This is a genomic window from Dellaglioa sp. CoH-55-MRSF-6, from assembly GCF_056782215.1.
In genome coordinates, this window is record NZ_JBXAYJ010000005.1 from 24738 (window position 1) to 41442 (window position 16705).

The 16705-nt window shown below is 35.9% G+C and carries 14 protein-coding genes; 4 read left to right on the forward strand and 10 right to left on the reverse strand.

Annotated features, from left to right (window positions below; all coding sequences use genetic code 11):
- Positions 1-23 precede the first annotated feature (23 nt).
- Complete coding sequence (locus tag AC1RPK_RS06000) at positions 24-992, reverse strand: ribose-phosphate diphosphokinase (protein ID WP_481761743.1); 969 nt, start codon at positions 990-992, stop codon at positions 24-26.
- 198 nt (positions 993-1190) lie between these two features.
- Between AC1RPK_RS06000 and AC1RPK_RS06005 the strand changes: the two genes are divergently transcribed.
- The 3 genes from AC1RPK_RS06005 (at position 1191) to spxB (ending at position 5624) form a co-directional block, all read left to right on the forward strand.
- Positions 1191-2537, forward strand: coding sequence for a hemolysin family protein (locus AC1RPK_RS06005; protein ID WP_481761744.1), 1347 nt, complete (start codon positions 1191-1193; stop codon positions 2535-2537).
- A gap of 50 nt (positions 2538-2587) precedes the next feature.
- Positions 2588-3670, forward strand: a complete 1083-nt coding sequence (locus AC1RPK_RS06010; RefSeq protein ID WP_481761745.1) for an LCP family glycopolymer transferase — start codon at positions 2588-2590, stop codon at positions 3668-3670.
- Between the two features lie 202 nt (positions 3671-3872).
- Positions 3873-5624, forward strand: coding sequence for a pyruvate oxidase (gene spxB / locus AC1RPK_RS06015; protein WP_481761746.1), 1752 nt, complete (start codon positions 3873-3875; stop codon positions 5622-5624).
- Between the two features lie 107 nt (positions 5625-5731).
- On the opposite strand, the gene AC1RPK_RS06020 is transcribed toward spxB, so the two are convergent.
- The gene (locus AC1RPK_RS06020; protein WP_481761747.1) at positions 5732-6070 is read right to left on the reverse strand and encodes a YxeA family protein; all 339 of its coding nucleotides are present in this window, start codon (positions 6068-6070) and stop codon (positions 5732-5734) included.
- Positions 6071-6243: 173 nt separating this feature from the next.
- Between AC1RPK_RS06020 and pepF the strand changes: the two genes are divergently transcribed.
- Positions 6244-8052: an oligoendopeptidase F gene (gene pepF, locus AC1RPK_RS06025; RefSeq protein ID WP_481761748.1), complete on the forward strand. Its 1809-nt coding sequence runs from the start codon at positions 6244-6246 to the stop codon at positions 8050-8052.
- A gap of 46 nt (positions 8053-8098) precedes the next feature.
- Here pepF and AC1RPK_RS06030 read toward each other — a convergent pair whose 3' ends face one another.
- The 8 genes from AC1RPK_RS06030 to AC1RPK_RS06065 form a co-directional block, all read right to left on the reverse strand.
- On the reverse strand, positions 8099-10534 hold the full coding sequence (locus tag AC1RPK_RS06030) for a hypothetical protein (protein WP_481761749.1): 2436 nt from the start codon (positions 10532-10534) through the stop codon (positions 8099-8101).
- Positions 10535-10747: 213 nt separating this feature from the next.
- A complete protein-coding gene (locus AC1RPK_RS06035; protein ID WP_481761750.1) occupies positions 10748-11350 on the reverse strand; it encodes a pentapeptide repeat-containing protein in 603 nt (200 codons plus the stop codon).
- A 134-nt stretch (positions 11351-11484) separates the two neighbouring features.
- Complete coding sequence (locus AC1RPK_RS06040; RefSeq protein ID WP_481761751.1) at positions 11485-11826, reverse strand: LPXTG cell wall anchor domain-containing protein; 342 nt, start codon at positions 11824-11826, stop codon at positions 11485-11487.
- Positions 11827-11919: 93 nt separating this feature from the next.
- Positions 11920-12591: a WxL domain-containing protein gene (locus AC1RPK_RS06045; RefSeq protein WP_481761752.1), complete on the reverse strand. Its 672-nt coding sequence runs from the start codon at positions 12589-12591 to the stop codon at positions 11920-11922.
- A 41-nt stretch (positions 12592-12632) separates the two neighbouring features.
- Entirely contained in the window at positions 12633-13310 is a 678-nt protein-coding gene (locus AC1RPK_RS06050) for a WxL domain-containing protein (RefSeq protein WP_481761753.1), read from the reverse strand.
- Between the two features lie 30 nt (positions 13311-13340).
- Entirely contained in the window at positions 13341-14057 is a 717-nt protein-coding gene (locus AC1RPK_RS06055) for a WxL domain-containing protein (protein WP_481761754.1), read from the reverse strand.
- A gap of 49 nt (positions 14058-14106) precedes the next feature.
- Complete coding sequence (locus AC1RPK_RS06060) at positions 14107-14739, reverse strand: WxL domain-containing protein (protein ID WP_481761755.1); 633 nt, start codon at positions 14737-14739, stop codon at positions 14107-14109.
- A 200-nt stretch (positions 14740-14939) separates the two neighbouring features.
- Positions 14940-16496: a hypothetical protein gene (locus tag AC1RPK_RS06065; RefSeq protein ID WP_481761756.1), complete on the reverse strand. Its 1557-nt coding sequence runs from the start codon at positions 16494-16496 to the stop codon at positions 14940-14942.
- Positions 16497-16705 lie beyond the last annotated feature (209 nt).

A 16705-nucleotide genomic window follows, 5' to 3' on the forward strand; every position in this document is an offset into this window, starting at 1 on the left:
TTTAACCAGCGGTTCATTTTAATTTAATCTTTTTCTGTAAATAGTTTATCAACTGAGCGATTCTTATGAATTAAATCAATTGCTTGGCCAAACAAGTCGGCAACTGATAAGCGCACAAGTTTATCGAGCTTGTCAGCTTCTGGAACAACGATACTATCTGTTACAATCACTTGTTTAATATTGTCATCAGATAAAGCTTCAATCGCACCTTTTGACATCACAGCATGTGTTGCACAAGCATAAATATCTGTTGCACCAGCAGCTTTAAGTGCACGCGCTGCATCAGTCATCATTGTCCCTGTATCAATCATATCATCAATAATGATACAACGACGCCCTTTTACATCGCCAATAATTGATGTTGCTGCAATATTATCAGCAAAATCAGATCCACGTTTATCAACAATAGCAATTTGTGCTTTGAGCTTTTCAGCCATATTACGAGCACCTTTAACACTATTATGATCAGGTGAAATCACAACAACATCATCTGTAATCCCATTTTCAATGAAGTATTTAGCTTGGATTTCTAAAGAAACTAAATGATCAACTGGAATGTTAAAGAATCCTTGTAATTGAGCGGCATGTAAATCAAGTGTAATTACACGAGAAACACCGGCTAATTGAATAAAGTTTGCAACTAACTTAGCTGTAATAGGTTCACGTGAACGTGCTTTACGATCTGAACGTGCATAACCATAATAAGGCATTACAACGTTAATTGTACCCGCACTTGCACGACGTAACGCATCAACCATAATCAAAAGTTCCAGTAAATTTTCATTTACTGGATTTGAGATTGATTGGATAACATAAACATCTGCGCCACGAATACTTTCATCAATGTTGATTTGAATTTCGCCATCACTGAAATGTTTCACGGATGCTGTAGAAAGACTAGTATTTAAAACCTTAGCCACCTTCTCCGCTAATTCAACGTTAGAATTAAGTGCAAATAATTTTAATTGACCTTTTGCGAATTGACCCGACATGATAGCCTCCGTTATTAATCTGTATTTTTTCTTTATAGTTCTATTATAATGAATTTACACTTAAATTACTATGCTCTAAGTAAAAAGTTTAAGATTATCTGAATTGTTCCTTCAGACTAAACGACAATCCTTATGTTTAATGGTAAAATAGACAGATACGAACTTAAAAATATAACTTAATTATGGGGGACACAAAAATTGTCTAGCGGTACAGTTATCATCAATTTGATTGTTATCTTTGTGACATTATTTGCAGCAGCATTCTTCGTTGCCGCAGAATTTGCACTTGTCCAAGCACGTCCAAGTGCCATCGAAGCTGATATCGAAGCAGGTATTGGAAATCGAAAAAAACAAGAAAGAGCATTAAAAATGCTTAACCATTTGAATGAATACCTTTCAACAACACAGGTTGGTGTCAGTGTTGCTGGTATTATTCTGGGTTGGGTTGGTGAAAAAACCATTGAATTTTTACTTGTAGATGTGCTTAAACTATTCCATTTTGCTTCTGAATCAGGGTTAAATATCATTGGCGCAATTATCGGGGTTTTAATCCTTACTTACGTTGAAGTGGTTTACACAGAAATTGTGCCTAAAAACTTAAGTATCGATATGCCCGTTCAAGTTTTAATGGTTGTTATAACACCATTACGCTACTTTCATCTTGCCTTTTACCCATTAGTTTGGTTATTAAATAACTCAGCAACACGTGTTGCTAAAATGATTGGTATTACGCCAACTGATGAAAATAGTGAAGTTTTTACTCAAAAAGAAATTTTATCTTTATCTCAAAATGCCGTTTCAGGTGGTGAATTAGATAGAGATGATTATGTCTATATGCAACGTGCCTTTGATTTAAATGACAAAATTGCTAAAGATATTATGGTCGATCGAACAAGTCTTTATGTCGTAGATATTACAGATACTGTGCACGATGTCGTTAAAGATTATTTACATCAGGGTTATAGCCGTTTTCCAGTAGTTGCTAACAATGATAAAGATAAAATTCTTGGTTACGTCTATATCTACGATTTAGTTAGACAAGCTGAGATTGATGATACTGTCTTAATTAGTAAACTACTTAGAACAATTATTACAGTACCAGAAACAACACCTATTAGAACATTATTAAGCCAAATGATTAGTAAACAAACACCTATCGTTGTTGTCCTTGATGAATATGGTGGTACAAGTGGTATTGTAACGGATAAAGATATTTATGAAGAATTATTTGGAACGGTTAAAGATGAAATTGATGACGTTTCAAGTGAATACATTATCAAAAATGATGATGGTTCATATAATATTAGTGGTAAAACGACTTTATATGATTTCGAACGCTTCTTTAAATTTAAAAATAAAGCGATGAAAGCATCTGAAAGTGTTACATTAGCAGGTTTCATTCTCGAAAATCATAAAGTTAAATTAAATGATGTCATCAAGTTTGATGCTTTTGAATTTAAGATTATTGAGTTTAAACGTAACTACATTGATTGGTTTAATGTTAAACATACGACGACTCAGGTAGACGCAATTGAAGAACAATGAACTGATAAGAAATAATTTAGTCATTACTAATTGGAGGGAATTTTATATTTATGCCTACTCGTAGAGAACTATATCAGCAGGAATCAATTGCAGATTCCACTTCTAATCCAAGTAAAAATCGTCACTCATCGTTGCCAAAAAATGGTAAGAAAAAACCAAATAAAAAACGTCGTCGTTTAATTCTTCTTTTATTGCTCTTACTTTTGGTCGGTGGCGGTATTTATGCATACAGAGCTTACGCAAACGCAAAAAAAGCAGCTGATTCAATTTATACGCCGACAAAAGTCGCTAAAGCTAGAAACGTTTCTTCAGTCTTAAAATCAGGCTATCCAATTTCAATTCTCCTTTTAGGAACCGATGATGGTGCGTTAGGCCGTGCAAAAGTTGGCGGTCGAACAGATACCTTAATTGTCGCAACTTTAAATCCTAAAACGGAATCAATGACGTTAGTCAGTTTACCCCGAGATGCAGAAGTTGCGGTTTCTGGTTATGAATCAGAATTCCCAAGTAAATTAAATTCTGCCTATGCTTATGGTGGTCCTGCTTCTGCTGTTAAAACAGTCGAGAAATATTTGAACGTCCCTATTGATTTCTATGCAACCATTAATATGGGCGGACTCGAAACATTAGTTAATGCGGTTGGTGGCGTTGATGTCACACCACCACTATCGTTCACCTATCAAGGTGCACACTTTAAAAAAGGTGTTAAAACTCATGTTAATGGTGCAGATGCATTATCTTATGCCCGAATGCGTCATGAGGATCCACTTGGTGATTATGGCCGTCAAAAACGTCAACGCCAGATTATCATGTCTGTTGCCTTACAGAGTACAAACTTACAAAACTTATTAAATCAAAAATTCTTAGACACGATGTCTTCTCAATTGAAAACAGATTTATCATTTGATGATTTAGTGACTCTAGGAACTAGCTATCGTGTTGCCACGCACCATTCAAAATCTGATCACCTACAAGGAACTGGAACCATGATTAACGGTGAAGCTTTTGAAGTCGCTGATACACCAGAGAAGCAACGTATTACCGATAAACTTAGATCTGCCTTAGATTTAGTTAAAGCAGAAACGGGCAATACTTTATTAACAAATTCAACAATTAACACAACTCGAAAATAATGACCTATACACTACTCGCATCATCAAGAAGGCAACTTCTGATGATGCTTTTTTATTTATATTGATTAAATTTCATATAGAAAATAGGTCCGTAAAAAAAATTTATTTTATTCATACATTTCATTTGTAAACGGTACCATAAAGTGTAATAATAGATGGTACAAGATACTTTGTTATTTAAATGAAAGTGGGGATTTATATTATGTCAGAAAAAATTAAAGCATCAATTGCAATGTTAAAGGTATTACAGGATTGGAAAGTTGAAAATGTCTATGGGTTACCCGGTGGATCATTCAATACAACAATGCGTGCTCTTGAATCAGAAAAAGAAAACATTAATTACGTTCAAGTACGTCATGAAGAAGTTGGGGCACTTGCTGCTGCCGCTGAAGCAAAACTAACTGGTAAAGTTGGGGTTGTCTTTGGTTCAGCAGGTCCTGGGGCAACACATTTATTCAATGGTTTATATGACGCACAACAAGACCATGTTCCTGTTCTTGCTTTAATCGGTCAGGTTGCTTCATCTGCAATGAACATGGATTCATTCCAAGAAATGAACGAAAATCCAATGTTTGCTGACGTTTCTGTCTATAATAGAACAGTTATGACTCCAGAAAGCTTACCTCGTGTAATTGATCAAGCTATCAGAACAGCTTACCAATACAAAGGTGTAGCAGTTGTTACAATTCCAAATGACTTTGGTTGGATGGATATCGACGCTGACAGTTATTACGCTTCAGGTCACAATTACACAACACCTATTTTACCTGAACCAAATGATTCAAAAATTAAAGAGGCTTTAGCACTTATTAAAGAAGCTAAACAACCTGTTTTATTCGCTGGTATTGGTACAAAAGGTGCTACTGATGAAGTAATTGCTTTCTCTGAACATTTTAAAATGCCTGTAATTATTACAGCTATCAATAAAGGAACTGTTCCTGATAGTTATCGTGCTAACTTAGGGTCAACTTACCGAGTTGCAACAAAACCTGCTGATGAAGCAATTGCTGCCGCTGACTTAGTTGTCTTTGTAGGAGCTGATTTACCTTTCTCACAAACTAAAAAAGTCTTAAAACCCGATATGAAATTTATCCAAATCGATATTGATGCATCAAAAATTGGTAAACGTCATGCAGTTGATGTCGCTTTACTCAGTGATGCTAAGAAAACATTAGCTCGCTTTGTTGAATTAGCTGGTGCTCCTGTTGAAAGTCGTCCATTCTTCGATGCAACTATTGAAGATATGGCTAACTGGCGTACTTACCTCAAGAAATTTGAGGACAAGACAACAACACCACTTCAACCTGCTTCTGTCTTTAAAGAAATCAACAAACATGCCACAGGCGATGACATTTTCGCAGTTGATGTTGGTAATGTTACAATGAATAGCTTACGTTACTTAGATATGAATCCTAAACAAAAATTCACAACATCTGCCTTATTTGCAACAATGGGTTATGGTATGGGTGCAGCAATTGCTGCTAAATCAGCCTTCCCTGACCGTCAAGTCTTTAACCTTGTCGGTGATGGCGCATTTGCTATGATTGTTCAAGATTTATTAACACAAGTAAAATACAAACAACATGTCATTAATATTGTCTTCTCTAACCAACATTTTGGTTTCATTCAAGATGAACAAGAAGATGAAGGTCAACCATTCTATGGTATTGATTTCAATGACGCAGATTGGGCACAAGTCGGAAGCGCTATGGGTACGCTTGGTATCTCAGTTTCTACACATGACGAATTAGTTGCCGCATTTGAAACAGCTATAAAAGCAGAAGGTCCTGTTGTTATTGATGTTAAAATCACTGACGACCGTGCCATCCCTGTTGAAGATTTAGCTGTCGATCCAAAACATTTCTCAGCTGAAGAAATCGCTGCTTACCGTAAACGTTACGAAGCAGAAGACTTACTTGTCTTAGATGATTTAATCGAGAAATACTCAAAATAATGCCCTCACGAATAAAATAGCTATTCCTAAGAGATAGTTATTTTTAAATAACAAAAGACTGTAATGAAGATAACTATCCTCTTCATTACAGTCTTTTTTTTTGGGTTCTATTTTAATTTTACAGGTAGATCTTTTTTTGAAACTTCTTCCCATGAAATAACACCTTTTTTTTCATTATAGGCTAATTTTAAATAGGCGCCTTGACGTAACGGTCTTTCTTTATTCCCATTAAACGTTAATTTCTTAGCTTCATTTTTAGTATTATAAGCCATTTGATTATAGCTATAATCGGCATACGTTTTTCCATTTTGATCCTTTTTAACCACTTTTTTACCTGTTTCTGTTATCTGTGTGTAGTAATCCTGAGTTGAGTAATTAGTCCTATAGTATAAGTACCCGCCGCCAACTAATAGAATAGCGATAATTAATACAATTATTTTTTTCATTTATTCTACCTCCTTTTATTTAATTCATAATCTCAAATAACCATGCATTAAACCACTAATTTGACTTGTACTAATCGAAGATTATCAAAAAATTATATTATAATCCTTTTTTACTCATTTAATTCTATATAATGATACAATACTAACCATACAAACATTAGGAGGTTACGATTATGACAAAAACTCACCAACTAGTTAATAGAAATGAAGTACCTGAAGCACTAACATGGGATTTAACAGCCATTTATCCAAATGATCTTGCATTCCAGACGGATATCGATTTAGTTCGTGACCTCGTTCAAACCTTTGTTTCTACTTACCATAGCCATTTAGGAGAACTAGCTCCAATTAGTACCGCCTTCAATGACTTGGAAGATATTTACACTCGCTTATCACATATTGAACATTATGCATTTTTACAGCAAGCAGTTGATATTACTGATGCAACAGCCAATCAGTTAATGCGCGATTTTGAAGCACTTTCTGCCGAAATTACGACAAAACTGGTTTTCTTTGATATTGAATTACTAGAAAATCCAGTTAAATTATTGGACGACGTTGTTGCAACAAATCCAAAATTAAAAGCTTATATTCGTCAATTAAAGAAACAAAAAGAATTCCAGTTAAGTCCTGAGGTTGAACAAGTCCTTGCGACCTTCCAACCTAATTTTTCTGCACCAGAATCAGTTTACGGTCAAACTCGAGCAGCTGATATGGACTTTTCTGATTTTGAAGTAAATGGTGTGACATATCCAATGTCATTTGTTTTATATGAAAATACGTACCAATACAATCCAGACGCAGCTATTCGTCATGCAGCATTTAAAAGCTTCTCAACAACATTAAATCATTATAAGCATACAATTGCGGCTAACTATTATAATCAAGTATCTATGGAGAAAAGAATTGCTACTTTACGTGGCTATCATTCAGTTTTTGATTACTTATTAGCAGAACAAGAAGTTGACCGTTCATTATTCAATCGTCAAATTGATACAATCATGACTAAATTAGCACCTGTTATGCAAAAATACGCTGCACATGTCAAAGAAGTTCGCGGTTTAGATAAAATGACCTTTGCTGATTTACAAATCGATTTAGATCCTGATTTCGCACCAGAAGTTTCAATTGAAGAAGCTAAGAAATATGTCAACGATGCAGTTGCGCCACTTGGATCTGACTATCAAGCCATGGTTGCTCGTTCATTCCCAGAACGTTGGGTTGATTTTCCACAAAATATTGGTAAGGAAACGGGTGGCTTTGAAACAACTCCTTATGGCAAACATCCTTATATTTTAATGTCATGGACGAACGAATTAGCCGATGTCTATACTTTAATTCATGAGCTCGGTCATGCAGGGCAAGCCATTTTAACACAGGATAACCAATCAATTTTGGGTAGTGAACCTTCTACTTATTTGGTTGAAGCGCCTTCTACATTCAATGAACTATTACTAACAAGTTCAATTGAAAATCAATCAAGTGAACCTCGCTTAAAACGTTTTGCTTATTCAAAAATGTTAACGAATACTTATTTCCATAACTTTGTGACCCATTTACTTGAAGCAGCTTACCAACGTGAAGTTTATCAACTCATTGACGCTGGACAAGGATTTGATGGTGATCAATTAAGTGAAATTAAACGTCATGTCCTTGAAGCATTCTGGGGACCAGATGTTGAAATAAATGACGGTGCTGAACTAACTTGGATGCGCCAATCACACTATTACATGGGCCTCTATTCATACACATATTCAGCAGGTCTTGCCATTTCAACACAAGCACACTTGAACTTATTGAAAGATCCAGAAAATACGACAGAAGCTTGGCTTGCCTTCTTAAAATTAGGTGGCGAATTAGCCCCAATTGAAGCAGCTAAAGTTGCAGGCGTTGATATCACTACGGATGAACCTCTCAATCAAACAATTCAATTTTTAGATGATACCGTGAATAAAATCATTGCTTTAACGAAAGAAATTTAAAAATAAAGGAGAGACACTAAAAAGTTTAGTGTCTCTCCTTTATTTTTTATGCAGGTGGTGTGTTACTTAATACCCATTTTACCTGGGCTGTATATGAACCGCGATGGATTTCACTTGGATCTGCTTTAACCAAAACACCCGCATCTTTGTCCCATGGTACGGTTGTCGTTTTTGTCGTTGATGTTCCTGACAAAATTTCAAGACTTGCCGAACCTAAAACTTGAGCCTTATCTCCGGCTGTTGCTCGATACACAATCGCATCTTTAATTGTATTACTATCTGAAGTAAGATCACTTGCTGAAACTGACAACTGCCAAGTCCCAGGTAATGATGTTTCTAATGCTACAGAAAAATCAGTTTGACGAGGTAATATTGTCGTTTTTCCTGGAATTTTAGTTGTCCCAAAATTTAAACTACCGTTAGTTGTTAGTCCCATTTTACCTGAAACAACGACAGTAATAGTTTTCACGTCAGATTTATTACCGTCTGTATCGACAGCATAAACAGTTAAAACATGACTACCAATTGCTAAGTTATCTGGTAATTTGTAAGTTCCAGAATGGTCCTGACCAGCTTTTACGTTATCATATGTTTCCATTAAAACAGGTGCATTTGACCCTTCTTGATAGTACGTTTTAATGGTTGCACTATCATCAGACTCATGGTAACTCAAAGAATAAGGCGCATTCACTGTTGTACCACTATCATCTAAAGTAAACGTTGGTTTATTAGAGTTCACAATAATATCAGCCGTATATGACGTTGTTTGGTTCCCATATTGATCAGTTGCCATCACAGTATATGGGTTTTTACCAACCTTTAATTGACTACTTGGAACGCTAACACTAAATTTACCGTCTGTTCCGACGTTAGCTGATACTGAGTAACTACCATTGACTTTAATTGCTGCAGTTGTCGTTCCTGCTGGGAAAGTTCCCCCAAGACTTGAAACTACTGTTCCGGCAATAGTTGCTGCTTCATTTTGATTAACCTTGATGTCATTAATTCCTGATATCGTTAATGTTCGTGTGCCTCCAATTGTGAATTTGGCTGCATTTGATTGGATAACCGCATTAGATCCAGAAAATTCACTTACTGGACTATTAACAACTGTATCGGCTGCAACTTTGTCAGCAGTTCCTGTAAGTGTTACTTTTGCACTTGAATACTTAGCTGTTGATAAATCATTCTTAAGGACCTTAACAATTGCCCCATTTGACATCTTTGTTAAATCAATGGTTTCTGAGTCCGTTGCTGCCCCTGAATAAGTAATTGTTCCCGTTTTTAACGTCACATTATTGGGAACCTTCAAGCCAGCACTAATTGTTTTCCAATCTTGTTTACCACCTAAATATTTTAAATTTGTTACAAAATCTAATGAATCTCCAGAGTGTACTAGACCATCATTAGTAACATCTTTATTTTTTTGAGTTGTATCTGTTACTGTCTGAGTTGCAGTTGCATCAACTAAACCTGGAACTTTTTCAAACATTATCAAGTTAGTTTCATAACTACCACCCGTTGATCCAGTAAATCCCCAACGAACTGCGCCATTCGAATTGAATTTAGCCTTATCAATTGACACAGTCGCGCTCTTACCTGTTGTCATAACATTTGTTTTTGGATTTTTATCATCAATTGTGTAAGTCATAGAGCCTGTTGTACTCGTTCCAGCAGAATATTTCAACGTCAAATGATGCCATAACGCGTTAGATAGATTTGCTCCGTAATCAATTAACCCAAGGTGATTTTGATAGTAAAAATAGGCGGTGTGTATTGGAAAAAAACCCGAGTCTTTACTATCCCGTGTATAACTATTAGTATCTGCAGGATAACCACTAGCTATGTGATTACCTGTGACAGCAGTATAATCAAAGCTATTCCCGGAAGTTTGACCCCCATTATTAAAGGTATCGAACTCTAACGCCCAACTGTTTTGTATCCCTGTTTTAACTAGTTTCGAAACATCACTATAACCTGATGTTGTTCCAAAAATACCCTCAGGTAGTATATCATTAGCCCAAACACCTAATGTTTCACCACTACCAGTTGAAATAGCTGCATTTCCTTTAGCATCATTTTGTAATACTAATGCCATACCATCTCCGGCTGCAGCGCCTCCATTACCAAGATATACCCACATTGACGCTGTTGAATCTTTGTTCAAATCGAATGTATTACCATCAGTTGACCAAACAGCTGCCTTTTGATCTTTATTATCAGTAATTGTTACGACCGATTTTGTAGCAGCATTTGCATCCGTTGTTATGACATTTCCAGACGTTAAATTAACTGTTTTACTAACTTCAGATACACCAGCCCCAGTTCCGCGTTGAAATATACCATTCAAAGTGATCCCACTTGGCGCGGTCTGTATTGCATAATTATAATCTGTTTCTGCCGACACACTTGAAAAAGTAGCTAAGAAAGTCGCCGCTAAAACAAACACTAATAAATTTATTTTTTTATGATTAATCCCCATAACCCGCACCCCATTCTCTATCTTTATTACTTATAGTATACGCTTAAATAGAATTAATATTATCCATAAATTTCTTATAAACGCTCATTATTTGATGGTTTTAGGGTCCTTTTCAGGTAATAGTTATTTAATCCTGTATGCCAATTGGTATACCAGTATTCGTCAGCTATAATGTATCATTAAATAAAAAAGTAAGCTTACAATATTGTAAGCTCACTTCAATTTAATACCTAATAAAGCAACTAAAATTGTTGCCTGGTAAGCATTAATCGTTAATCCACGAACCAGCTTAGGATCCAGTATAACTGTTTCAAATTCACTCTCAGAGAAATCCACAGACTTCATGTTGGTCTCAATAAAATCGCAACCTTCAATATTACTTTCAGGGAATGTTAATTTCTTCTTGATTTCAACCGCTTGAAAACTGGTTTCTTTTAAATCACAACGTCTAAATTCAACTTCTTGGAAATTAGCGACACTAAAATTAGAATAGCTTAACTGACAATCTCTAAATGTCGTTTCTTTAAAAACAGTACGATTAGAAAAGTCACACCCCATCATCCGACAGCTTTTAATTTCAGTTCTAAAAAAATAACTTTCATTAAATTCTGCGTTCAAAAACTCACAATGATCAATTACAGTATCTAACCATTCGCTACGCACAAAGTCAGTTTGTTCAAAGGTACAATGATCAAAAGTGACTGAATCAACTCGTACTGTCTCAAAAGAAGCCTCAATCGTACAATTATGGTAAGTTAATCCATATCTAATATCATCAAATGAAATGGTTTGTCCTTCAACAACTTGATTATCCAAAATAATTCACTCCTAAATGTTTACTTAAAACGCTATTTATAAATTTTAACATATTTATTCACAAATACTTAAGACCTTTTTTAGTTAGAAGATAATAAAAAAGATAAATCAGATTATTCTGATTTATCTTTTCTTTAACCTTTATTTTCTTTTTTATCCTTTTTAATAAAGAATAATAGTAGTGCTCCTAATATTAGAACGAATCCTACTAAGACAACCATCACAGATTTTTCTTCATTTGTCTGTGGTAAAATACCACCTACAGATGATACTGAGCCTTTTATGTCTTTTTCAGGATTAACAGTCGTTTTTCTTTCAGGTACACTAGTTGGTTGTGTCACTTTGGTATTCTCTTTAAAACCGATAGTCACATTCGTAGAACCGGCTTCGGTTGTTGCCGCACTAACCATTTGATTAGTATTCAGCATGACAACTCCCAAAAGTAACATTGCTATAATCATAATCTTTTTCTTCATGAGACTAACCTCCCCCAAGGAATACTTTAAAGATTCTTGTTAAAAAGCATTATATAGTGATTGCCACCATATAATGCTTTTTAAACAACTTATTTAAGCAGGTACGTCAGAAAGTGTCCAGTTCATTTTTGTTGAGTAAGCTTCTGCTTTAGCAACACCAGCAGGGACAGTTAATGAAATGTCTCCAGCTGCAAGTGTATCAACAGTAACACCACTACCAGTATCTTTAACAGCATTTAAAGCAACGCCAGCTGTTGTTAAATCTGTAACAGCATTTGAAACAGCTGTAGTTGTTCCAGTTGTTGCTTCAGCAACAACTACTTTACCTTTGCCTGTTGAAAGAACAGCACCAGTTAATTCATCACTACCACTCTTAAATTGGTCAGCTTGAACAGAAAGTGCCCAACCAGCATTTGTTCCACGAACATCCCCAACTTCAATAGCAAGATCTTTTGCTGATTTAACAGTCAATGCTTTTGTAGGAATTTCAATATCTGAACCAAAGTCTACTGTTTTTGTAGCGTAGACAATAGCAAGGTTACCACTATTACCAGTTCCACCACCATCACCAGGATCTGTTGGGTCTGTTGGGTTTGTTGGGTTAACTGGAGGGATTACTTGTCCTTCATCGCCAGCCTTAAACGAAACACTAGCATCAGTTGATGCACCTTGAGCAAGTGTTGCTGCATTTACATGACTTGAAACTGCTAAACCTGCACCTAAAATTGTTGCTGCTAATAATGCACTTGTTAAACCTTTTTTCATAATCTAATCCCCCATAATTCTATCTTTTTTATTGTAAATAATTAAACAGCTGGTGTATCTGATAAAGTCCATGTTAACGTTGAAGCATACGCGATATCTGCTTTAGCAACGCCAGCTGGAATTGTTAATTTAACATTTTCTTTTTTAATGTTATCAACGTTAATACCTGCACCAGCGTCTGCTGTAGCACCAAGAACAACCCCAGAAGTTGTTGTATCAGCAATTGCTGATGACACTGCATGGTTAGCTGTAGAACCATTACCAACTGAAACAGCACCTGCGCCTAAACTAATTGCAGCGCCGCCAAGTTTTTCTGATTCATCAGCGTTAGCTAATTGCTTAGAACTTACTGATAAAGTCCAACCAGCATTTGTTCCACGAACATCACCAACTTCAACTGCAACATCTGTATCAGACGTTAAGTTAACCGTATTTGCCGTAATTTCATTTTCAGTACCAAAACTAATTGCTTTAGTAGCATAGATAATAGCAAGATTACCACTGTTACCAGTATTACCGTTATCCCCAGGTTCTGTTGGTTTTGTTGGATCTGTTGGGTCAACTGGAGGGATAACTTGTCCTTCATCGCCAGCTTTAAATTGAACACCAGTTGTTGTTGTTGCAGGTGTCATATCAGCAGCGTTTACGCTACCTGATACTGCTAAGCCTGCACCTAAGATTGTTGCTGATAATAATGCACTTGTTAATACGTTTTTCATAATTTATTTCCCCCGAATTTGTTATTTAATTTAAACAGCTGGTACGTCTGAAAGACTCCAGTTTAACGTTGTTGCATAAGTATCAGCTTTAGCTGAACCTGCAGGAATTGTCAAAGTCATGTTGTCTGCACGAATCTTATCTGCATTTAAACCAGCACCTTCGCCTGTTTTAGCTGATAAGACAGTTCCACCATCAGTAACCGCTGCAACTGCAGCAGCTGATGCAGGTGTTGGTGTAGCACCGGTACCAATTAAGGTATTATCACCTTTACCTAAAGCTAAGACAGCTCCAGCTAATTCGCCAGACTTTGTACTTTTGAATTGATCTGCTTTAACTGATAATGTCCAACCAGCATCTGTTCCTCGAGTATCGGCAACTTGAAGAGAAATAAAGTTACTACCTTTAAGGTCTTGTTTACTTGCTGAAACAGGTACAGTAGTGCTAACAGAACCAGTTCCATCATCTTTTGGAATCCCAAATGTTACAGCCTTTGTTGCATATACAATTGCTAAAGGACCAGCATGTCCTGTTTCACCGCCACCACCATCACCAGGATCTGTTGGGTCAACTGGGTCTGTTGGGTCAACTGGGTCTGTTGGATCTGTACCTGGTGTAAATGTTACTGAACCGTCAGTTGTTGCACTATCTGGTAAGACAGTATCTGCAGCATTTACGTTACTTGATACTGCTAAACCTGCACCTAAAATTGTTGTTGCTAATAATGAACTTGTTAAACTTTTTTTCATAATATATTTCCCCCAAATTTTTTTAATATTTCACCCGACTCTAACCTAATTAAGCAGGAGCGTCAGTCAATGTCCAAGTTAATGTTGTTGAGTATGCAGCAGCATGTGCTGTACCACCAACAACCCCTAAGTTAATACCCTTTTGTGCATAACTTGTTGTAGTTTCCCCTGCACCTTTGTCAACAGGTGCACTAATTGTTGCACCACCATCTAAGACGTTGCCTGTAGCTGTTGCTGTTACCTCAGGTACGTCACCAATATTATTCGATGCAGTACCATCAGGGAGTGACAATGTAGCACCTTCTAGTTCTACAGATTTAGCTGTAGGATCAGCAACAGTATCTACAACACTCATAAATGGTGTACCACTAACCTTAACGCTCCAACCAACAAATGTTCCACGAAGATCACTAACACTTACATTAATACCACTATTTGAATTTAATGTAGTATTCGCTGCAGAAATTGCTTCTTTACCAAAATCAACTTTACTTGTGACATTTGTAATTGACAATGATGCACTATTAGGATCTGTTGGATCTATTCCGCCAGCTGTAAACGTGGCACTTGCCGTTGTATCTTTTGATGTAGCAGTATCTGCTGCAGATACCTTACTTATTGTTCCGAAACCTAATACCACACCACTAATCATTACTGTTGTTAATAAAGTTTTTTTCATCATTGTTTCCCCCATTTTTCGTATACACTCACTATAGTCGATATTTGACCTAAAAACGGTCAATATTTCATGGTTAAGTGTTTTCTTTTGACAGTCATAATTACTTAATTCTTATTTAGTTATTCTTTTCTATAAAATTATAATACCAAAATTATTTCATTTAAAACGACCAACATTTACGTGTTAGGTGTCATTTTTTGACGTTATTTTACTGGGACACTTGATAATGTCCAATTCAAGTCTGCTTTATAGGCAGTTGCTCTAAGCTTTGATGGATCTGCCTTTAACAAAATACCGGTTCCATCATCGTTAAACTCCTTTCCTGTATCATTTACACCATTACCTGATAAAACGGTTATGCCAGCATCATTAATGATTTGCTCTGTAGCATTGGCATCACTTTTAAAGACCAAAGCATCTGGATCATCAGTTAATCCTGTTGATTTTACAGTCAACACCCAGTTACCGGCATCCACAGCTGAAAGGTCCACATTAAGACCAATTAATGGTGTTAAATTGGTTTTTTCATTTGGTATTTTAATTTTATCTCCATAATTTAAATTATTAATGCTATTAATTTTTAACGTTTTAGTTGGTTTTTTAACATTAAGGATGAATTTTTTAACAGTCGCATTACCTTGATCATCCGTTGTTGTGACGGTTATTGTATGTTGTTTAACCGTCAAGTCGGTCATCTTAATCGTATTAGTATGATCTTTACCTAGCGTTTTACTATTATCGTACTCCTCCTTATATTGACTGGTGTGTGCTACATCACCATAAGAATCTGTAATTTGAGTTGTTAAGGTCGTTGCATGATCACTATTCACCGTGTAGCTCACTGGGTACTCAGTACTTGCGACATCAACTACTGGGATATCCGTATTAGTCGTACTGTCTAATTTATCGCCTGCAATTGCATCTACTTTAATCTTAGGATTTGGTATGGTTACAATGATAGTTCCCTTAGTTGGAAAACTAGTTCCCCCACCTATTACTCTTGTAGCTGTAAGCTCAACTTTATTTTCCCCAATTGCTAGATCAGAATTTTTAATTGTAACTGGTGCTTGCATGAGTGTTTCTATTGGATCATACGATGTTGGATGAAAAGGTGCGTAAATTGTTGCCGTACTATCTGGTTTGGTTACTTGCACATTGAATACGTAGTTATCTAAAGATACGGCAGGATAGTACCCAGGTGATCCTTCTGGTGTTCCTGAGCCATCAACGCTATTTCCATTACCCGCATCATCCTGACTATAAAATAGGTCAGCTAACGCTGCATCTGCAGGCATTATTGTTGATTCTTTGCTAAGTACATCGTCAATGCTAATCGTTTTTTTACTTCCACCCAGAAACATCCCTACAATCTCTGCATTTTTATAATCATCAAATAACGTACGTGTTGTGCTACTTTGTTTTTTAGCCTGTTCTACTTGTTTCTTTTCGTCTTTTTGACTATCTAGTTTTTCACTAGATAGTGTAGACGACGCTGATTCTGAACTTGTTGCATTTGTCGTATCAACTTCTGAATCTATTTTTTCATCAGATACACTACTACTTGAGCTACTAGAATCTGCCTTATTTGATTCTGTTGATTCACTTAATACATTTTCTAAAGTTTGCTCTTTTATAGTCGCAATACTTGAACTAGTTGCTTCTTCTTGTTCACTTGCTGATATAGTTTCATTCAACGCTGTTCCCCCGAACAACATCATCGCACACAAACTACCTATCACAATTCTATTTTTTGGTTTCATAATAATCCCCCAGGATTCTCTTTTTAGTTTATGTCGTTAACCAATTACCGTTATAATATCATCTATATTCGGTAGACAACATTCAACATTTGCGACCTAGATGTGTTTTTTTGACATTTTAATCATAATTATATTTACTTCTTATAGTATGTATCACAAAATTTGATTGTACTTTATTTCATTTTTCTTTATACTTAACCATAGCTATC